Annotated in this window: 18 protein-coding genes; 11 read left to right on the top strand and 7 right to left on the bottom strand. The window is 44.7% G+C overall.

The window, feature by feature from the left end:
* Positions 1-9: 9 nt before the first annotated feature.
* Both ACR8BL_RS07345 and ACR8BL_RS07340 read right to left on the bottom strand, forming a co-directional pair.
* On the bottom strand, positions 10-1524 hold the full coding sequence (locus tag ACR8BL_RS07345; RefSeq protein ID WP_434751992.1) for a hypothetical protein: 1515 nt from the start codon (positions 1522-1524) through the stop codon (positions 10-12).
* On the bottom strand, positions 1524-2324 hold the full coding sequence (locus ACR8BL_RS07340) for a hypothetical protein (RefSeq protein ID WP_434751991.1): 801 nt from the start codon (positions 2322-2324) through the stop codon (positions 1524-1526). The genes ACR8BL_RS07345 and ACR8BL_RS07340 overlap by 1 nt, the downstream gene beginning before the upstream one ends.
* A 173-nt stretch (positions 2325-2497) precedes the next feature.
* Between ACR8BL_RS07340 and ACR8BL_RS07335 the strand changes: the two genes are divergently transcribed.
* Both ACR8BL_RS07335 and ACR8BL_RS07330 read left to right on the top strand, forming a co-directional pair.
* Positions 2498-2641 carry a hypothetical protein gene (locus ACR8BL_RS07335; RefSeq protein WP_434751990.1) on the top strand — a complete coding sequence of 48 codons (144 nt, stop codon included), beginning with the start codon at positions 2498-2500 and terminating at the stop codon, positions 2639-2641.
* Positions 2642-2657: 16 nt separating this feature from the next.
* A complete protein-coding gene (locus ACR8BL_RS07330) occupies positions 2658-2873 on the top strand; it encodes a hypothetical protein (RefSeq protein ID WP_434751989.1) in 216 nt (71 codons plus the stop codon).
* A 149-nt stretch (positions 2874-3022) separates the two neighbouring features.
* On the opposite strand, the gene ACR8BL_RS07325 is transcribed toward ACR8BL_RS07330, so the two are convergent.
* The 4 genes from ACR8BL_RS07325 to ACR8BL_RS07310 form a co-directional block, all read right to left on the bottom strand.
* Positions 3023-4015: a 3-oxoacyl-[acyl-carrier-protein] synthase III C-terminal domain-containing protein gene (locus ACR8BL_RS07325; protein ID WP_434758338.1), complete on the bottom strand. Its 993-nt coding sequence runs from the start codon at positions 4013-4015 to the stop codon at positions 3023-3025.
* Positions 4016-4077: 62 nt separating this feature from the next.
* Entirely contained in the window at positions 4078-4419 is a 342-nt protein-coding gene (locus tag ACR8BL_RS07320) for a hypothetical protein (protein ID WP_434751987.1), read from the bottom strand.
* Positions 4420-4607: 188 nt separating this feature from the next.
* A complete protein-coding gene (locus ACR8BL_RS07315; RefSeq protein WP_434751986.1) occupies positions 4608-4976 on the bottom strand; it encodes a carboxymuconolactone decarboxylase family protein in 369 nt (122 codons plus the stop codon).
* 11 nt (positions 4977-4987) lie between these two features.
* The gene (locus ACR8BL_RS07310; protein ID WP_434751985.1) at positions 4988-6625 is read right to left on the bottom strand and encodes a thiamine pyrophosphate-binding protein; all 1638 of its coding nucleotides are present in this window, start codon (positions 6623-6625) and stop codon (positions 4988-4990) included.
* 404 nt (positions 6626-7029) lie between these two features.
* On the opposite strand from ACR8BL_RS07310, the gene ACR8BL_RS07305 reads away from it, so the two are divergent.
* The 9 genes from ACR8BL_RS07305 to ACR8BL_RS07265 all read left to right on the top strand — a co-directional run bounded on the left by ACR8BL_RS07305 (position 7030) and on the right by ACR8BL_RS07265 (position 18150).
* Complete coding sequence (locus tag ACR8BL_RS07305) at positions 7030-7998, top strand: Gfo/Idh/MocA family protein (RefSeq protein ID WP_434751984.1); 969 nt, start codon at positions 7030-7032, stop codon at positions 7996-7998.
* Positions 7999-8031: 33 nt separating this feature from the next.
* Positions 8032-8718, top strand: coding sequence for an HAD family hydrolase (locus ACR8BL_RS07300; RefSeq protein ID WP_434751983.1), 687 nt, complete (start codon positions 8032-8034; stop codon positions 8716-8718).
* 287 nt (positions 8719-9005) lie between these two features.
* Positions 9006-9896 (top strand): carbohydrate ABC transporter permease, encoded by an 891-nt coding sequence (locus ACR8BL_RS07295; protein ID WP_311279140.1) that lies wholly within the window; start codon positions 9006-9008, stop codon positions 9894-9896.
* A 22-nt stretch (positions 9897-9918) separates the two neighbouring features.
* Complete coding sequence (locus ACR8BL_RS07290) at positions 9919-10800, top strand: carbohydrate ABC transporter permease (RefSeq protein ID WP_434753044.1); 882 nt, start codon at positions 9919-9921, stop codon at positions 10798-10800.
* Between the two features lie 117 nt (positions 10801-10917).
* Positions 10918-12663 (top strand): cache domain-containing sensor histidine kinase, encoded by a 1746-nt coding sequence (locus tag ACR8BL_RS07285; protein WP_434751982.1) that lies wholly within the window; start codon positions 10918-10920, stop codon positions 12661-12663.
* A gap of 14 nt (positions 12664-12677) precedes the next feature.
* Complete coding sequence (locus ACR8BL_RS07280; RefSeq protein WP_434751981.1) at positions 12678-14285, top strand: response regulator; 1608 nt, start codon at positions 12678-12680, stop codon at positions 14283-14285.
* Between the two features lie 129 nt (positions 14286-14414).
* A complete protein-coding gene (locus ACR8BL_RS07275) occupies positions 14415-15815 on the top strand; it encodes an ABC transporter substrate-binding protein (RefSeq protein WP_434751980.1) in 1401 nt (466 codons plus the stop codon).
* 92 nt (positions 15816-15907) lie between these two features.
* The gene (locus ACR8BL_RS07270; protein WP_434751979.1) at positions 15908-16243 is read left to right on the top strand and encodes a cupin domain-containing protein; all 336 of its coding nucleotides are present in this window, start codon (positions 15908-15910) and stop codon (positions 16241-16243) included.
* Complete coding sequence (locus ACR8BL_RS07265; RefSeq protein WP_434751978.1) at positions 16240-18150, top strand: alginate lyase family protein; 1911 nt, start codon at positions 16240-16242, stop codon at positions 18148-18150. The genes ACR8BL_RS07270 and ACR8BL_RS07265 overlap by 4 nt, the downstream gene beginning before the upstream one ends.
* A gap of 118 nt (positions 18151-18268) precedes the next feature.
* Here the strand turns inward: ACR8BL_RS07265 and ACR8BL_RS07260 are convergent, their stop codons facing one another.
* A complete protein-coding gene (locus tag ACR8BL_RS07260; protein WP_434751977.1) occupies positions 18269-19447 on the bottom strand; it encodes a YheC/YheD family protein in 1179 nt (392 codons plus the stop codon).
* Positions 19448-19449: the final 2 nt, after the last annotated feature.

Here is a 19449-nt window from a genome sequence, read left to right as displayed (position 1 = left end):
GAATAATATTTAAAGTGCAAACATCCAATGTTTTTTTCTGAATAGATAACCAATACATCCTAACATCAAAATGATCCAAGCCGTAAGAACACAGGTTATTTGCAGAGTCTCTTTCCATGACTGAGTTAAATAACCCATTGCATTTAATCCAGCAGGTAGCCACCCATTATTTAAGGTTGGTATTGAGATGGTAATGATAAGTATGACAGCACCGATTCGAACAGAGGGGCGAGAAGAAATCCAGAAAATAACAAAAACCATGAGTTGATAGTTTACAAGCTGCAGCCATCCATTGACAAGCATATGGTAGAGTAAATGTGTAACCGATACTTGTGGGAGGAAAGTAATTGTAGGGAGTGACGATAATCCAGACAGAGTTCCTATCAATATCGTTACAGCAGTAATACTAGATATAAAAATGAAAGTTATACCCCAAGTTCGGATAACATAAGCCAAGAACCAACGCCAGTAGCTCTTATAGCGTATAAGAGAATAATAAAAACGGTTCACAAGAATATTATTGACTAGTAGTGCTTGAATATATGTAAATCCTATAAATACTATAAAGTAGTATAGCATTATGGATAATACTGCTTCTCCGTTTCTGTCAAAACCATAGAACCGTGAATAAACAAGATCCCATATTGTCTGATCATTAGTACTGTTAATCGGGCTTAAGAGGCCAAGCAGTAAAATGAAAGAATAAAGTATATATCCAAAATAACCCTTGAGGTGGCTAATTGTTAATTTTATGGGTGTCTTATTCAAATAAATTGTTCCCACAACAATAATAAAAATAAGAGATAGTAGGAGAATCATTGCGTGATAGACGGAAGGATACAAAAATTTACTTGCAGCAACAGACATATAACGGAATAAAGTTAAAGATGTATCAGGGAAATAACGTAAACTTAATGCCCCATAAAGAAATACCAAAAATCCCATGCCCATCAAGAAATAGATATGAGGAAATAAAACATAGCAACAACTTAAAAAAACATGCAGAAGGATCTGAAATATTAACAATTGGATAACATTGAGCACAAGGAACCAATATGGAGTTAATCCGCTCTCATATCCAATAGAGCTAATCCAATTGAATGAAGTAACTGGCAACATACTGAATGGACTCCATACTGTTTCAAGTTGTGATCCCGTTGTCATTATCCAAGAAGTTACCACAAAGTATGTCAATATGGATAACGAATTAGGTATATTTGAATTGAAGGAAAAAAGGATCCAACGGAACCAACTTCTTGTACGTACTAAAATTGGATAAGTATAGTTATTTTGGATGCTTAATACTGATGAAAGGATTACAACTGGTAAGAAAATATAAATAAGAAAAGTTGCATTCATTTGCTGACTGAGCCATATATCCCAAATATTAATTTTAACTTGATGAGTTACAGAATTTTGTACAACAATCTGTCTATTTATCCAGCCGAAGAGAACGAATGCAGTTATAAGAAAGAGCCATTTCAATGAAAAAAGTTCATTGGCGGAATTTTTAAACATTCTCATTATGACTCATCCCCACGCAAGTATTTTTGCTTAGTTAGATTATTTAGGACGATAAGAATACTTAATAAGATTGTAATATAGAGTAGAGATGTCCAAATTGGCTCCTGTGAATGCCCCAAAGGAAAAACGACTTGATTGGGTTGAAAAGCTTGAAGTTTGAGAGCGCTTAAAGTAAAGCTACCTACAACATATGCTATAAACGGAATTGACAATGCGAGCAAAGTGTTCCGAGTTAATAGAACTAATTGAAAAGTGATAGCTGCATATAAACAGGCATTAATGCCCACCCATGTCGAATAAGTTAGTCCAAATATCAATTTTCCGTATTCAAGAAAATTAGTAAATGTATGACGATTATACGTATCCTGTGTAATATTTTCTTTTGTTAGATTGTAGTACTCAGGATAAAAAACTGTTTTCCCCATCATAGGATCTATATAGAACACATAAATAAATGGAATAAATATCATCAGAAAAAAAACTATGAATGTAATTATGATATTTGCTTGCTGTTTGATTTTTAGTGTTTCAAGTATTGGTCTGCGAGTACGAGTATAAACTAAAAAACGGTGCTTAATTTCTCCAGCGAATGAGGTAACAAAAATCAACACTACTAAAGCAGGAAAGAATAACGGTAATATAGATTCAATGATCAACCCGTAATAATCTAAAGAATCTCGTAGGGTGTAGGACTTGCTTCGATAGATACCAAAGCCCAACATAAATGCTGTAAATATAACTGTTAAGAGTAGGTTTGGGAGACGATATGAATTTGAAATTTCAATCAATCTTTTTCTCATAGAGTTACTCCTTTTCTGTAATGGGGAATTTAAAATTGATTCTGTATAAAAAACCATATTAATTCTTTGAAGATATAATTTAACATATTTTTTCTCGAAAAAAAAAGGATGTATTTTTATAATTAATTATATTATGATTTACATTGTATTCCAATATAAGGAGATGATTTAGAGTGCGTAAGAAGAAAATAATTGTTGGAAGTATGATTGCCAGTATGTTATTTGCAAGTGCCGTTTCTGCGGGAGCAGATTGGGAATCAATAAGCGATGTAGTTCCAGGACTTACATGGAAGTCTTTATTCGAGTTCCCAAACTAAATTAAAGACAGGGGCGTTGGCAGGATTACAAATGCATTCAACAGGTGGGGCGGAACTAGATGCACGAACTGAATCCAGCGGAGGAAATGGTTCTTGGTTAAGAGATGTAAAAGGAGGAAATACATATACTGTAAATAGTCCTCAGGCAAAGTCTCAAAGTGTTCGCATGGAATTAAATACCGATTTCTTCCAAGTGGATGTTCCTGTAAATGCGGATTGGAGAAGTAATTAGTTTTTAATTTTGAAATTATTTTGATTTATACTACATCTTCATATTAAAAATACTCACCCCTGAATTAAAAGTTAACCCAAAAAGGTTGGCTAATGATATTCAGGGGTGAATTTAATTTTATAAGAAGTGAATTCGAATTAAACGCGCTCTTAGTATTCAACGACCATGGCAACATTTTGCCATCCAGCTCCAACGGTCCAGAACAACACTTTGTCACCACGCTGTATCTTGCCGGAGGTTATCGCTCGATGCAGTGCAATAAACGGACTGCTGGTGGAGGTGTAACCGAACTCATCTCCAATATAGACAGCGATGGTATCATCAATGCCGATATTTTTGGATACCGCACGAATGTTGGCAATCGACAGTTGGGAGAAACAGGCAGCTTTGACCTCATCTGGTCTGATTTCATTGCGTGTTAGTAACGTACGAATGGATTCTGAAGCGGCATCGACACAGATCGAGTCGTCAAACGGTGTGAATTTTACATGGAAAGCTCCTGCATCCACACCGGTGCTTCCGAGCTTGGCAAGCCCCTCCGCCGGAAATAGTGAATTTTGATATACGCAGGGATCCGTCTGATAGATTGAATCGATAAATCCAACAGCATGTTCATCCCGTTCGACAATTACGGCTGCTGCTGCATCTCCGAAATTTGCAAAATAAACCGGATCATCCGGACTGGCATGTGGGGCCACATAATCTGAGCCGATGATTAAAGCACGTTTAATCCTTGGATTACCAAGCATCTGCCGACTGACCTGTTCAAAAGCCGCAGTCATACCTGCACAGTTGGCATTGCTATCAATACAAATGGTGTGAGATGCTCCATGGATCAGATGATGAATCATTAAGGAATTCGTAGGGAAAATATATTCAGGTGTCTGGCTTGCATAAGCAATCAAGTCGATATCCTGGCCGGTTAATCCGGTTTTAGCCAGCAGATTTCGGGTCGCTTCGAAGGCCATTGTCAGTGAGTTTTCGTCAGCATGATCAATTTTGTAACGTGATTCACGCCCGAGTGCTTTTAACAAACCACGGATATCCACCCCTCTTGCATCAAAGTGTTCAATATAAAAGTCGTTGTGCACCTTGGTTTCCGGGTGATACATATCGATATCGACAATACGAATTCCAGCCATCGTCATCCTCCTCTTAAGTGGAAAGGCAGAGCTGTGATGAAAACACCAGGCAATCTAAGGAGTTACGCCGAAATAATTTCCAGATTGTTGAGCCCTACGGTCCGACCCAGTCTGGCAAGTTGCATTTTTAAAATGGCGTTGTTCTCCAGGGTTAACACTACTTTTTTGTATTCGTCTTTTTTGAACATGGCCAGGCATCCCTCAAGAAGAGGTACGATCTCAGGGGCGGTAACATTTAGCTTTTTGCAGTCAATGTCCAGGTTGAATTCCTGGGTGTTAATGGAAGAAATCGTATCCTGATACGCCGAGATCGAACGAAGACCATCCTCTTGAGAAAAAGAACCTTCCAATTCAATGTACAACACCTTGTTTGAAGCATCCGTCTTTAGAATAAATTTTCCCATTACGTGTTCTCTCCCCTTTGTAATATGAGTGAAAGCTATCCTCTATGGAATGATGCCGTCCATTAGACCCTAAAGAGAGGGGTACCAGGTTGTTAAGCCGGAAGGATAATTTACCCATATTATAAAGGTAATAATGTAAAAAGATCAATAAAAAGGTCGAATAGTGTATAAAAATGTAGAATGTTGAATTACTGGATTTCCTCAAGAGTGGCAAGTAATACCTTAAAAGCGCTGATAATACGTGGAGCGCCTACGCATGGCGCCAGATGGAGTAATATTCCCTTAAGTTCATCGAAGGTAACTCCTACGCTTAGAGCCATGGCATAATGGACACCGAGTTGCTCGAACTGTCCCTGCGTGATTAACGACGAGATTATAGCGACTTCTTTCCACTGGTCCGTAATCGTTGTCCGCTGAAAAATATCACCATATACTGTTCCCATAATGAACTCGGATAGCTCGGGAAAATGTTCCTTAATCGGTGCAAATGCCTTCGCACCATATTCTCCGGAAAGCTTGCTAAAGCGTTCTAAACCTTGCGTCACCTGTTCACTCATGACTTTGCCTCCTAATTCAAATTGACAACCCGGTGTGCCGTTGGCGGGATTTCGTCCCGATCAGTCAGCAGCTCGATTACAGCGACCTGTTTTAACTTCAAAGCAGCCTCCAGCGCGTCAGAGAACTGCGCCAACGTTTCTGTACGGAAAGCCGTGGCTCCCAGTGACTCGGCAAATTTGACGGCATCCATGGGAATTTCGAAGAGTGTACCATCGATGCGTCCCGTCGTTTTTTCCATACCTTTCAGGGCCATGTCCAGCTGTTTGTTGTTGACAACGATAAAAATGACAGGAATATTTTTGCATACAGCCGTATTGATTTCCGTGCCCAGCATCATAAAACATCCGTCTCCAGTGATACAGATCACCGTCTCTTCGGGTGAAGCAGCTTTGGCGCCAATAGCCATACCGATGGCATTCCCCATACAGGCAAAGTAGGCATCAAATATGAAACTGCCCGGCTTTTTCACTTTATAGCGCTGGACGGCGTGAAAGCCATGGCTGCCATCATCAACGAACAATTTATGATCATAGGGTAGCAGGTCGCTCATTTGATCCAGCACGGAAGCAAGAGACAGATGTGGCAACTCCGGTAAAGGGGACTGATATTGAACTGGCTCAGTGACTGCTTCGGAAACAGATGCTGTAGCAGACGGCAGGGTACTGAGCAGATATTGCAGATTATTCTTGATATCCCCTGTAATATGTAAGGTCTGAGATTGTAGAATTTTGCCTACAAAGGTTGGGTCGGTGTCCATTTGAATCAGTTGTGCCGGATGATGATCTGGTTTGAGATTACACAGCGTCATATCGCTAAGTCTGGAGCCGAGAACAATATACAGATCACTTTGATTCAGCATCTCGTCGCCATGTGAGAAACCGCCTACACCGCAAGGGCCGTGATACAAAGGGTGATTCCATGCTATGGCTCCTTTGCCACCGGGAGTTGTCACAACCGGAATTTTTAACGTTTCAGCTAGTTGCTGCAGTTCCTTATGTGCCCCGGAACGAGTTACGCCTTTACCGGCAATAATCAGTGGACGCTGTGCTTGTTGGATTAAAGGCAGTATTTGATTCAGATTAGAGATGCTGAGCAATGGCTCAGATTCAGGAATAACAATGCGGCAGGATGCAAGCTGTTCGGTTTGCACGTCAAAAGGAAGACAAAGATGCACGGGGCCTTTGTTTGGGCCAAGTGCAATGGAAATGGCATGATTCAGAATAGTTCCGAAGTGATCTCCGCGCTCAACCAGTTTGCTGAACAGTGTAGCAGGCTTGAACATTTCAGCCAGATCGGCCAGATAAGAAGAGGAATCCTGACACTGGGGGATGCCCAGTTCCTGAATGGATTGATGACCGGTAAGGAATAACACAGGAAGATTGTTTGCTTTGGCATGAGCCGCAGCTGTGAGCAGATTGCTTCCTCCAGGGCCTGAGGTGGCAACAGCGACACCCAAGCGGCCTGTCTGCAATGCGTAACCCGATGCGGCGAAGCCTGAACTGGCTTCATGGCGGCCAGGGATAAATTCCAGACCGTAATCTACCATTTTCAGAAGAGCAGGACAGATGGATTTGCCGATAATACCAAATACATGAGTGACACCCAGATTGCGCAACGTTTCTGCTAAATAGTCTGCAACAGTTCTCACGCGTGGACACCTCATTTCGAGTAGTAGGTTTTTAGAACCAGGAGGTTTATCCGATTGTGCATGTTGGTGTTTGTCTAAGGTTGTAAGAAGAAGGATTCCTTGGTATTAGAAATGGTATCTTTTTTTGTGGTTTTTTGTCAATCTTTTTCCTGATCCAAATTTCCTAAGCCTTAAGTTGTGAACGTTTAATTTTTTATGAACCTGTCTTCACATATGCAATTTATGTTATGCAACTTATTACCTAGTCGCATTACCGCAATGATGCAACAGCGTGATAGTTGAACATCGTGTCTATAAGTTGATCGATTCTTTACAAGTTAATGGAGTGGATTGGACAAAATCATGAGTTCAACTTAAATAACCGAGGATTTCTGCTATACTGAAAATGAATTGGAGGGAAGGCAATGACATCATTGAAAATGGCTGTAATCGGCCTGGGTAAGATGGGTTTACATATGATTCATCAAGCGGAGAATACATCAATGGATATACCCGTGGAGATTATTGCAGTGTGTGATGCGAATGAGCATGGGTTACAGGCTTTTGCATCAACCCATCCATCGGTGAAAACATATCTTGACTACAAGCAGCTGCTGGATGAACAGCAGATTGATCTCGTGTATATTGCTGTACCACCTAGATATCATTATCCGGTCGTTATGGAAGTGCTGGAGCGCCGTATTCATGTGTTCTGTGAGAAGCCGCTGGCGAACAGTCTAGACGAAGCACGCAGAATGGTGGAAGCTGCGGAGCAGGCTGGCGTGGTACACGCTGTTCATTTCTCGATGCCGCATGAATCTGCCGTGTTAAAGCTGGGAGAGATGGTTAAACAACATGAAGTGGGTGACATTCGCAAAATCGACCTGATTCTGCAATTCCCGCAGTGGCCACGCTCATGGCAGCAGAATGACTGGATTACAAGCCGTGAACAGGGAGGATTCATCCTCGAAGTTGGCATTCACTGGATTCATATGATCCAGAATGTATTCGGACGCCTCCGTGTACTGAACGCTCAAGTGACTTATCCGGCAGATCAACCGGATGCGTGTGAACAGGAAGTACAGGCTGTGCTTGAAGTGCAGGACGGAACCCGTGTTCATCTACAGGGGATTTCTCATTTTGCCGGTGAAGAGAGAGTATCTATGGTTGTGTACGGCACCGAAGGTACCATTGCGCTGGAAAACTGGGAGGAACTGATGAGTGGGCAGATCGGACAGCCGCTTTCTCCAGTTGAAGTGTTGGAATCCTCCAGTGAGTTGCCTGTCCTGAAACATGTAATCGCAAGGATTCAGGGCAAACCTGGAAGAATTTATACGTTCCACGACGGATATGAGGCACAACAAGTGCTTGAAGCACTTCGGAACAGCCATTAAATCAATCTTACTCCGAAAGGAAGTTACTTGAATATGACTACAAAAAATGCTTTGCGTAAACCGGAAGCAATGATTTTTGACATGGATGGTACGCTGTTTCAGACAGAGACCTTGCTTTTGCCTGCCTACCAGCAGTTATTTGATACCTTGCGTGCTGAGGGACATTTTGAAGGAGAAACCCCGCCAGAAGAGCGGATGCTTGGAAGTCTGGGTATGCTGCTTGAAGATATCTGGAAAGTGGTTATGCCTGAGGCATCCGAAGCGGCTCATCGCCGTGCAGATGAATTATTGCTGCAACTCGAGATTGAAGGACTGGATGGGGGCGATTCCAAACTGTATCCCGGTGTGAAAGAAACGCTGGAAGCACTGAAAGCCCAAGGTATTCGTTTGTTTGTTGCGAGTAATGGTCTGGAGGATTATGTAAAAGGTGTTGCGTTTGCACATGAAATTATGCCGCTGTTCGAAGGGGTTTACAGTGCGGGTCAGTACAAAACACCTTCCAAGATCAATTTGGTGCAGATTCTGCTAGAGAAACACCGGATTCAAGATGCATGGATGGTAGGGGATCGTTCTTCGGACGTCGAAGCGGGCAAAATGAACAACCAGACCGTCATTGGCTGTGCTTATGCCGGATTTGGCCGGGACGAGGAGCTTGCCGGATCAGATGCGCTGATCTCAGATTTCACCGATTTGCTCCGCCTATATGAAGAAGCAGAATAAGTGTTTTAACATAACATGATCATGTCAGCTACTCCTGACAAATACAAAGCTACCTTGCTTCCGCAGGGGATGTCTGATTGTCGGTAAACAGCGCATGAGCAGCAGCTTTATCAACGATTTACAGTTTTCTTCCGCACACCTGTATGGGCTTTTTTTGCGCCTATGCAGGTTTTTTTGCTTTTAGCACGCAGTTACATCCTCCCCTGTAGAAAGTTGATTTCCCTATCCCGCATATGTTGTAAATCCCACTATACTTTCATTCAAAAGCTATAGGGGGTCTGATTCTGATGAAACCATCCAAACTGAACGCCTACATCTTCATCATCCCGAGTCTCTTTCTCACACTGGTATTCGGAATCTATCCGTTGTTATGGGCTCTGCGCTACATGTTCTATGATTATCAGGGCATTGGAAAGCCGATCTTCATCGGACTTGATAACTTTGCACGTATTATGCGTGATGGACAGTTCTGGGACTCGGTCAAAAATACGGGGGTATACGCACTGGGTAAACTCGTCATCACCATTCCGCTATCCCTTATTCTGGCCATTATCCTGAATCGCAAGTGGCGTGGACGCTCCTTGTTCAGGGCCGTTTTTTATCTTCCGACAATCTTCAGTGCATCCGTTATGGCGATTGTTTTTTTTATCATTTTCAATTCATATAACGGCATTTTGAATCAACTGCTGCTCAAATATCACATCATTTCCTCACCGATTGGTTGGCTGGATGCGAATCATGCGATGCTGACTACGATCATAATTGCCATCTGGGGCGCTGTGGGGAACTACATGTTATTGTTCATTGCAGGTCTGCAAAGCATCCCCGAGGAGCTGTACGAGGCGGCATCACTAGACGGAGCGAGTGAGTTTCAGAAATTGCGCAATGTAACGATTCCATTACTTGGACCTGTGATGCAGATGATTATTATGCTTGCGATCACCACAGCACTTAAAGGATACGAGAGCATTATGGTATTAACCGAGGGTGGGCCTTATGGCAAGACAGAGGTCATGTATCTGTACCTGTTCAAACTGTTGTTCCCTGTTTCAGCAGACACACAGTCCCTGCAACAGCTCGGTTACGGAAGTGCAGTCGGCTTCACGACAGCTCTCATTGTAGGGGCGGTTACGCTCATTTACTTCCAAATTTCCAAAAAACTTAATGATGTCTACTAATCACGAACAGGAGGAAACGATGATGACTCAAACCGTGCTTGCACCTGCATCTTCCGATTCAAGTTCATTCCGCTGGACTCGCTGGACGAAGCGAACAATCCTCTTCATCTTTCTGCTGATTATTGCACTTTTGTCCCTGTTCCCGATTATCCTGGTGTTACTAGGCTCGTTCAAAACCAACCAGGAACTTACCGGAGGAGCAACGATCTGGCCGAAGATATGGCAATTTACGAACTACGCTCAGGCTTGGAAGACCGCGAATTTTTCCGGCTTTACGATCAACAGCGTCTTTGTAAGTATTGTTACAACTGTAGGTACACTGCTGATATCTTCGATGGCAGCTTATGCGGTAGATCGGGTTCATTTTAAAGGGAAAAAGGCATACACCCTGCTTATGGCATCCACGTTATTTATTTCGATTGGTGCCGTTGTACTCAGACCGCAATTTGATCTTATGGTCAAACTGGGTCTGAATAATTCGTTATGGGGTGTCATCATCATATTAATCAGTGCACATGCGGCTACGTATTTTATTCTGGTCGGGTTCTTCAAGAGTATTCCCCGTGAACTGGATGAGGCTGCGATGATTGACGGCTGTAATTTCTTCACAACCTATTGGCGGATTATCCTGCCACTTCTGCGTCCCGGTCTGGCCGTTGCTGGTTTGGGTGTGTTCCAGAATTCATGGAATGAATATATTCTTCCGTTCGTATTCACGATGAGCAATCCCAAGCTGCAGACATTGCCGGTTGGTCTGGCGAACCTTCGTTACGGAATCGGGGCTGCAGCTGAGGTTCAATTAATGATGGCTGGCGCATGTCTGTCCATTTTGCCACTGTTAGTTGTATACATTTTTGCGAATAAATCATTCATGCAAGTTACGCTGGGGGCTGTCAAAGGTTAGGGTGGTAAAGCTGAGGCAGAGATATTTGGGGAACGGTATTCCGTGCAGATTCCGCTGTGCTATACTCTTTTTAATTACAGCGGACAGGGCAAGTCCTTGTTCAAGGAGCGACCGCCTATGATGTCTTATTTCTACAAAATGTCTCTGAAAAAACGAATACAACTCATCTATATTTTTCTCGTTGTTTTGTGTATTAGTGTGACGGGCATCTGCTCATATCTTTTTGCTGCAAAAAGCATAGAGCGGAATGCCCTTGAGTTAAAGAAAAGCATTCTGAACAAGTCGGTACAGGTGATGGATGAACATCTGCGTCACATCGTGGTGTCATCCTACTCGTTCATGCTGAGTGACACGTTCACACAGGTGATGCGGGATGTTCGTAATCATAATGATAAACGTTATTATCAGAATCTCTCTCTGCTTCAGACAACGTTTGCTCAGTTGAAGCTGGTAGAGCCGTTGATTGATACGGCTTACTTGAAGACACCGATCGGAAGTTTTTTCTCAACCAAAGACTTCCCGAATCAAAGCACTGCATTTGACAAGGAGTATGGAGAGGTTGTAAAACAAACCGGCTGGAATACGATGTGGTTTGGTTCGCACCCCAGTGAATTGTTCCAATCCCGTGGCAATGTGTTATCTCTATTGCTCAAACCGATTGTGGTTGATAACCACACTTTTACGGAAGTCTACATGGTCGTCAACATGAGGGAAGCCGCGATGCGGGACATTCTGAACCAGGATCTGATGAACAGCCAGGTGCAATTATTTTTATTACACAAAAACGGAAGTGAAGTCATTCGTCCGGAGGCAGGCACATTTGATCTGGTAACGGAGCCTGGATTTGCACAACGTTTAAATCGGGGAGCAGGTGACTTCACCTATACGAACGGACAGGGGCAAGACATGCTGGTGAACTACTCGGCTCTATCCATGAATGAGGACTGGGTCATGGTCAGTGTGCAATCCAAAGCCGATTTGTTATCTCCGCTGAAGAAGATTCGCTGGCTGGTCATTCTGATTATGTTGTTCTGCATCTTGCTTGCGCTCGCGCTGTCCGACTTGTTATCCTCGGCACTCTTGAAACCGCTGAACAAATTGCGGCGTCTCATGGTTGAGGTGGAGTACAATGACCTGGACGTGCGGTTTCGCAGCAAATATGACGATGAAGTCAGTGCCGTAGGCCATCGCTTCAACCGAATGCTGGATCAGATTCAGATTTTGTTTGAAGAGGTGCGCGACACGGAACAGGACAAGCGGCGACTGGAAGTGAAGGCGCTTCAAGCTCAGGTTGATCCTCATTTTCTGTATAACACATTAAATACGATGTTCTGGAAAAGCGAGAGTGGAGAGAAGAAGGATGTCAGCGCCATGATTGTCTCTCTCTCCCTGCTGTTCAGGCTTGGCTTGAATGATGGGAAAGACATGACCACCGTAGAGCAGGAGATCAAACACGTCGAGCAATATATGCAGCTGCAGCAGCAATGCTACGAGGACTTGTTTGAATACCGGATTGAGGCAGAGGAGTCGTGCAGGAGTATCGAAATTTTGAAAATTCTGCTCCAGCCTCTGGTTGAAAATGCGATCCTGCATGGTTTTCATGACAAGGAAGATCTGGGATGCATTCTCATCCGCATTGATCGTCATGAAGACACACTCCGATTGGAGGTCACGGACAATGGATGCGGCATGGATGTGGCGAAAGTTCATGCAGAAGAAATATCTGGAGGTGAACGGAAGGGGTATGCCATATCCAATCTGGTTGACCGATTAAGCCTGCAGTACGGTGAGCAAGCTTCGCTTGTATTTGATAGTGAAATAAACGTGGGGACTACGGTGGTCATCACCATTCCGATTAGCTAGGAGGGAGCGTACGTATGGAGCAATTAACGATGTGTGTTATGGATGATATCCAGGCTGTGGTCAAGGGCATAGCTTCCACCATTCCCTGGGCGGAGCATGAGGTTCGGATTGTCGGCACAGCGAACAATGGAGAACAAGGCTGGTCCCTTCTGGTTGAACAGCAGCCAGACATTGTGATCACGGATATCAAAATGCCTCGGCTCAGCGGACTCGAGCTCATGAAGCGGGCAATGGATGCCGGACTGAGAACCAAATTTATTTTTATCAGTGGATACTCCGATTTTCAATATGCTCAGGAAGCGATCAAACTGGGAGCCTTCGATTATCTGCTCAAACCGTTTACTCCCGAAGAAATACTGGGTGCGGTGCTCAAAGTGAGACAAGTCATTGAGAACGAACAAGCGAAGTCGAAGCAACTTCAGAAGCTGAAACAAAAAGCAGTTAGTAGCAGCGAGTACGAACGTCAAAGTTATCTACTCGGTCTGCTGCGGCATGAGATTGGAGGGTTCCTGAATGAAAGCCGGTGGAATGAGCTAAACATTGAACTGGATTCATCCAATCTGAATGTGATGGTCATCGAGGTGGACGGGTATACACGATACGGCTCCACGATGCATCTGGATGCAGAGATTGTCCCATTTGCAGTGCAAAATATTGTCAGCGAAACATTAAATCGTTATACGAGAAGTATTGTACTTCGTGAAAACCGATATCGGCTGGCAGCTATATTTGATTCATCCGACCAGATTGAGGTATCCGAGCTTATGGAGCAATGTCGTCACAATGTGGAACAATACAGCAAAAAGACGATCTCCATTGGTCTGGGCACCATTGCCCGGAGACCACAGGAAATCTGGATATCCTATGCCAATGCAGATAAGGCGATATCCTATCGCTTTTACAGTGAGGGGAACTGTATTTTCAACTATGCAGACCTGGAGAATCAGGAAGTGAGCGCTCCTGTCTATCCTTTGGAAAAGGAAAAGGAACTGTTTTACGCACTAAAATGCGGTAATGAGAGTTCCTGTCACCGGATCATCGATGAGATTCTGGAAGTATGGCAGAGCTCCAAAGGTTTCCCCGAGCCGCTGACGATGATTCGTCTGTTGTCAGGACTGGCATTTGCCATCTACCGGGCATTCTGTGACGAAATCACAGAAGAAGAGCGTCTTCGTCTGGAAGCAGATCTGACCGTGCTTGAAGCCATGCGCTCGTTGACCTTTGACGGCTGGGGAGCATACATCAAGCATTTTAGCAGCATGGGCTGTGAGATCATGGATAAGAAACGGCTTACAGATGTCAAACAGGCGATCAGCAAATCAAAAGAGTATATCAGTATGAATCTGTCCGAAAATCTTACCCTGCAGACGTGTGCGCAGTCCGTTCACTTAAGCCCGAGTTACTTTGCGAATGCGTTCAAGAAAGAGATGGGCATGACGCTTATCCAATATATTACGAAGTTAAGGATGGAGAAGGCGAAGGAACTACTGGTGGCGGGTGTGCAGGTACAGGAAATATGCCAGATGCTGGGGTATGAGGACAGACCTTATTTCAGTGGACTTTTCAAGAAATACTGTGGGATGACCCCGACACACTTCCGGCAGATGTATGAGAACGGATAAGTCAGAGATCGTCATTTTTCCCACCATGCATAGTCAGAATGTCCCTCACTTCGACTGAAGCGGAACGTTTATCATTACGGTAACGGGGAACCAAACAGGTTGTCCAGACAAGCATAAGGGGGCATTTCAATGGTTAAAAAGTGGATGATGACTACACTAAGTGCTGTGCTTGCATTAACCGTAGCTGGTTGTTCAACAGACAGTGGTACGACAACAGACAGCGGAGCTGCAGCTGGCGGTGGAGATCAGAACAGCGGTAAAACGAAAGTGGTCTATTGGACTCCGGACCGCCACGATGCTGATTTCATGAAATCCAAGATTGAGCAGTTTAATCAGACAAACAAAGATAACATTGAAGTCGAAATGACCGTCATGGGTGACAATTATCCGCAGGCCGTTGATATTGCTTTTGCGAGTAAACAAGCTCCCGATGTGTTTCAAATTGACGATTTCCAAACGTATTTTCAGAAGGGGTATCTTGCTCCAATCGACGGATACATGAGCGATGCGATGAAGGCCACGTTCAAAGACAGCATGATCGAAAACAAAAACACGATTGATGGAAAAGTCTATACACTTCCGAATACAGGCCAGATCTGGAGACTGGTGTACAATAAGGATGTTTTCAAAAAAGCAGGTATTGCTTCTCCGCCTAAAACCATTGCCGAAATGGTAGCGGATGCGAAGAAAATTACGGAAGCAGGCAAAAGCGAAGGAATCTATGGCTTCGCCAGCCCGTTCAAAAGTGGTAGTGGTTTCTGGAGAGCGGCGAACACGATTGCTGGTGCAAGCACGAACGAAGGAATTGACGGCTTTAACTACAAGACAGGTCAGTTTGACTTCAACATGTACAAGTCGATTGCCGAGGCACTTCGTCAAATGAATCAAGATGGCAGCATGCTTCCGGGTGTGGAAAGTTTGGATATCGACCCGCTGAGAGCTCAGTTTGCACAAGGCAAAATCGGTATGTACATCAATCACTCCGGTGAGCCGGGCGTGTATAAAGATCAGTTCCCAACCAAAGAAAATTGGGGTGCTGCTCCTGTACCAACGGATGATGGTACGATTAAAGGTGCTTCACAAGTCATTGGTGGTTCTTATATCGGCATCAATGCTGACTCGAAAAACAAAGAAGCAGCTTGGAAGTTCATGGAGTACGTATACAGCACGGATCTGCAAAGCGAGTATTATGAAAAAGGTTACGGTATCTCTCTGATTCCTGCTGTACTCAGCTCCGATAAAAAACCTAGCATTCCAGGTATCGAAGGTTTCTTACCTAAGAAGTATGACGCGATCTTCCCTGCCAATCCAAGTGTGATTACAGAGAGCTCGCTGGAAGGCATGAAATGGGCCGAAGCCTTCTCCGCTTATGTATTCACTGGTGGTGATCTGGATGGCGTAATTAAGGATCTGAACACACGCTACAATGCAGCACTTGAGAAAAGCAAAGCGGCAGGCCTGACTAAAATTGCAGCTGATCCATCGTTTGATTCATCCAAGCTTCAAGGTAAACTGTCCAAAGAAGAGTAAAACCTAAACATGGCGGCCGTCGTATTTATACTTCGGTCGCTTCACTTTACTGAGACTATTAAATCATTTTACCTGGGAGAGGGGAATATCCAATGATTATTGACACGAATTCCGTAAAACCACATATCATTAACGAAACAAGTTCACGTAAAATTTTGGGAATGGGTGGAACGCTCATGATGGTGGAAGTTACCTTTGCCAAAGGCGGGATCGGCGAAGTCCACTCTCATGATGCACACGAGCAAGTCAGTTATATTGTAAAGGGTAGCTTTGAGGTTCAAGTAGGCGAAGAGACCAAAGTTCTCAAAGCGGGAGACAGTTTCTATGCAGGCTTGAATGTGCCACACGGGGTAAAAGCGCTGGAAGATGCGATTATACTGGATGTGTTTACGCCATTCCGTCAGGATTTTCTTGAGGCAGACCAATGAGTGACTTTTACCTTTCAGCAAACGAACTGCAGCAGGTAGCGCTATACTATCAGGAGCATTTTCCAGAGGAAGCCCGAAATTCAGTGACGATTGCCAACCGTGCCATTCTGAATGAATTTATTGTGCCATATACGAATGATCTAACCAACTGGATTCCACTGGGTACGCCGGTGGACTGGCTTCACAATCCGACCAATGATCTGGAGTTCACGTGGGGCATTAACAGGCACTGGCATATGCTTGATTTGGGCAAAGCTTATCTGATGAAAAGCAACCCGTTATATGTGACTACATTTATAGATCACTATCGCACGTGGAGAGAACAGAATCCGGTGCCTGTTGATCTGGCGTATGACGAGGCTGTTTTTTTTCAGAAACCAGGTCCTTGGCGTTTGCTTGAAACAGGTCTTCGTGTGCAATCCTGGATTGCCGCGTACAAATATATGGAATCCAGTCCGCAACTGGACGATGCCTTTCGGGCCGAATTTCTGCAAGGACTGGAGGAGCATGCGGAATTCCTGACGCATTATCTCGGCAGTACGGAGATCAATCACGCCATTATGCATATGCAGGGTTTGTTTATGATTGCAGCTTTCTACAAGGAGCATCCACGCAGTCCATTCTGGCGTCAAGTGGCTACCGAACGGCTGGAGCTGTGTCTGCTACATCAGTTGAATGAAGAGGGAATCCAGGTCGAATTGAACACCCACTATCATAACGCGAGTATTGAGATGTTTGGTACACCGTATCTGCTGGCAGGTATTTCGGGACATCCGTTCTCGGCGTGGTATGGGGAATGTTTACGGAATATGGCCGCGTTCACCGAAGCCATGATCAGACCCGATCATCAATCGACGGGCATTGGAGATTCGGACTGGCTTAGTGATGGACGACAGCGGTTGACACTGTTAGGTGCGATTCTGGGAGACGAGGATCTCATGGCTCGCGGAACCGACAGTTCAGAATGCCTATGGCTGGTGGGTGTGGCAAAATACGAGCAGTGTGTCAGGCTGCAGGCTGGTGCATCCCGTTCATTGACGAGCCGCATTTTTCCACAGACCGGATACTATGTGATGAGGGATGAGCAACAATACCTGTTTTTTGATGCAGCTTCTATGGGTGGTGCTCACGGTCATGCGGATGCCTTAAACATCGAATGGATGTGGAAAAATCGACTGTTTTTCACGGATACCGGACGTTATACCTACGAAGAAGGGCACTGGCGTCATTATTTCAAAAGCACGCGGGCACATAATACGATTACCATAGACGGGACAGATCAGACACCTTATGTATCCACTCAGCAATGGGGTGAGCCTGAGGCAGAAGCGACAACACATCGCTATGAGAGTCACGACAGCTATCACTTTATGGATGCTTCACAAGATGGATATACACATCTTCCCGATCCAGTTAGCCATCGTCGGTGGGTGCTTGCAGGCAAAAGCGTACCTCTGCTTCTGGTGGTGGACTGGCTGGATGCTGAAAAGACACACACGTTGGAGCAACGGTTCCATTTGCATCCGGATGCACTGCTTGTATTACGCAAGGAAGATCAAGCGAAACAGCGAGCAGGTATTCGATTTGACGATTCCTCCACTAAGCTGTGCATTAAATTTTTGATGGCGGGAGAAGGCAGTGACACATTTGAGGTAACAGAGCAGGTAGGCTGGGTATCGGAAATCTACGGCTCGAAGTCCGAAACAACGGTTATTCAGGGTCAAGCTGAGTTCTCGGGCAAAGCGGGAGTTGTGGCTATATGCCTGCCGGCTGATGAATCAGAAGAGGTTGTGAAAGTTACGGGAGTTACGCTTGAGCCGGATCAGATGAGGTTCACGCTATCTTATGAGTATCTTGGTGAGGAAGCCCGGATTGTTATCGACGAACATCTGGTGAACTGGAGGTAATTAGAACCGGAATGCAAAATTGGATAAGACAGAAAAAGGATTGAAGGGTTCAATATGCAGAACCTTCAATCCTTTTTTTGTTCAGCTTGGAAGTTATACTTTATGATCATCGAGTTGCTTATTTCACCCTGCGGCTACGCTTTACTCTCGCTGCTTTAGAAGTAACGGGTCTGGGAGAAAGAGGTTTTCTGACCACTTCAGCAGGGCGATTTCGGTACACCCACAAGGCATATTCCAGTGGCTGGGTGATCGCTTTATAATAGATGCTACGTTCACCAATTCGGGCAAAGACCTCACGAGCAGGCTTGGGATTCACCTCCAGCAGGTAGATATGCCCGCTCTTGTCTATCGCCAAATCCAGAGCAAGCTCGCACAGATCCCCGTAGGTATCCTCCAAGAACGTGGCCACATCAATGCCAAATTTCTCTGCCGTTAATGTTACTTCTTCCCGGAGGTCTTCCTCAAGAATCCACTGTTTCATCAATCGTTGCATGGCAACGGCCTGACCACCGCCATGAAGGTTTGAAGTTACACTTTTCTCTGCGCCCATACGCCCCGCACAGCCTGTGAGCTCCCACTCGCCTTCTCCATTCTTCTGAACCAGCATGCGGTAGTCATGTACCCTTCCGTTAGGGAGTTGGAGCTGAATTCCTTTTTGCACGAGATATTTATCTTTCATATTCCAGTGCTGGAGCAAGGGGCCGAGCCTTGACAGATGGACTTTGCGCGGTGTAATAATGCGGCGTTTCTGATCCCGCCCCTGTACAAGCACTGTACTGGGTTCCTTGCTACTGCGTTCTACGCGCAGAATGCCGCGGCCGCCCGTACCGTTGATCGGTTTCAGATAGATTAGCGGGGAAGACTTCAGCATACGGTTTACATCGGACATATCCTGAAATAGTATCGTTTCTGGCAAATGTTGCCGAAACGCGGTTTTCTCGGAGAGTGTCTGATGAATCGTCCATTTATTGCGTAAAGGCCTGTTCAGGAAGCGCAGATGTCCATATTTTTCACGAAATGCAAGCAGTTGCTGGAAACGGTGGTTGCGCTGAATGCGACATCGGTCAAAGATCAGATCCGGGAATGCGCGCCATTCCCTGGACCAGCCTTTCTTTTCCTCATATACCATTGCTTCGATCTGCCTGCCGCCAGAATGTACATCAGCAGGTGTGAATACGTAAATATCGAGTCCCCGTTTGCGCCCCTCCAGAATCATTCGGCGGTAAATGCTTCGTTCTTCCAGAGCGCGGTGTTCATTCAGATACAACGTCATAATGCCCAGAACAGGTGAGGACACAA

It is taken from the genome of Paenibacillus amylolyticus (assembly GCF_051136285.1).
GTDB classification, from domain to species: domain Bacteria; phylum Bacillota; class Bacilli; order Paenibacillales; family Paenibacillaceae; genus Paenibacillus; species Paenibacillus amylolyticus_F.
This window is presented reverse-complemented; position numbering and strand designations above follow the sequence as displayed.

Excerpts from the sequence above, each read along its gene's own strand:
- ACR8BL_RS07345 (WP_434751992.1), bottom strand. The coding sequence starts at position 1,524 with ATGAGAATGTTTAAAAATTCCGCCAATGAACTTTTTTCATTGAAATGG.
- ACR8BL_RS07340 (WP_434751991.1), bottom strand. The coding sequence starts at position 2,324 with ATGAGAAAAAGATTGATTGAAATTTCAAATTCATATCGTCTCCCAAAC.
- ACR8BL_RS07325 (WP_434758338.1), bottom strand. The coding sequence starts at position 4,015 with ATGGCTGGAATTCGTATTGTCGATATCGATATGTATCACCCGGAAACC.
- ACR8BL_RS07320 (WP_434751987.1), bottom strand. The coding sequence starts at position 4,419 with ATGGGAAAATTTATTCTAAAGACGGATGCTTCAAACAAGGTGTTGTAC.
- ACR8BL_RS07315 (WP_434751986.1), bottom strand. The coding sequence starts at position 4,976 with ATGAGTGAACAGGTGACGCAAGGTTTAGAACGCTTTAGCAAGCTTTCC.
- ACR8BL_RS07305 (WP_434751984.1), top strand. The coding sequence starts at position 7,030 with ATGACATCATTGAAAATGGCTGTAATCGGCCTGGGTAAGATGGGTTTA.
- ACR8BL_RS07300 (WP_434751983.1), top strand. The coding sequence starts at position 8,032 with ATGACTACAAAAAATGCTTTGCGTAAACCGGAAGCAATGATTTTTGAC.
- ACR8BL_RS07295 (WP_311279140.1), top strand. The coding sequence starts at position 9,006 with ATGAAACCATCCAAACTGAACGCCTACATCTTCATCATCCCGAGTCTC.
- ACR8BL_RS07290 (WP_434753044.1), top strand. The coding sequence starts at position 9,919 with ATGACTCAAACCGTGCTTGCACCTGCATCTTCCGATTCAAGTTCATTC.
- ACR8BL_RS07285 (WP_434751982.1), top strand. The coding sequence starts at position 10,918 with ATGATGTCTTATTTCTACAAAATGTCTCTGAAAAAACGAATACAACTC.
- ACR8BL_RS07280 (WP_434751981.1), top strand. The coding sequence starts at position 12,678 with ATGGAGCAATTAACGATGTGTGTTATGGATGATATCCAGGCTGTGGTC.
- ACR8BL_RS07275 (WP_434751980.1), top strand. The coding sequence starts at position 14,415 with ATGGTTAAAAAGTGGATGATGACTACACTAAGTGCTGTGCTTGCATTA.
- ACR8BL_RS07270 (WP_434751979.1), top strand. The coding sequence starts at position 15,908 with ATGATTATTGACACGAATTCCGTAAAACCACATATCATTAACGAAACA.
- ACR8BL_RS07265 (WP_434751978.1), top strand. The coding sequence starts at position 16,240 with ATGAGTGACTTTTACCTTTCAGCAAACGAACTGCAGCAGGTAGCGCTA.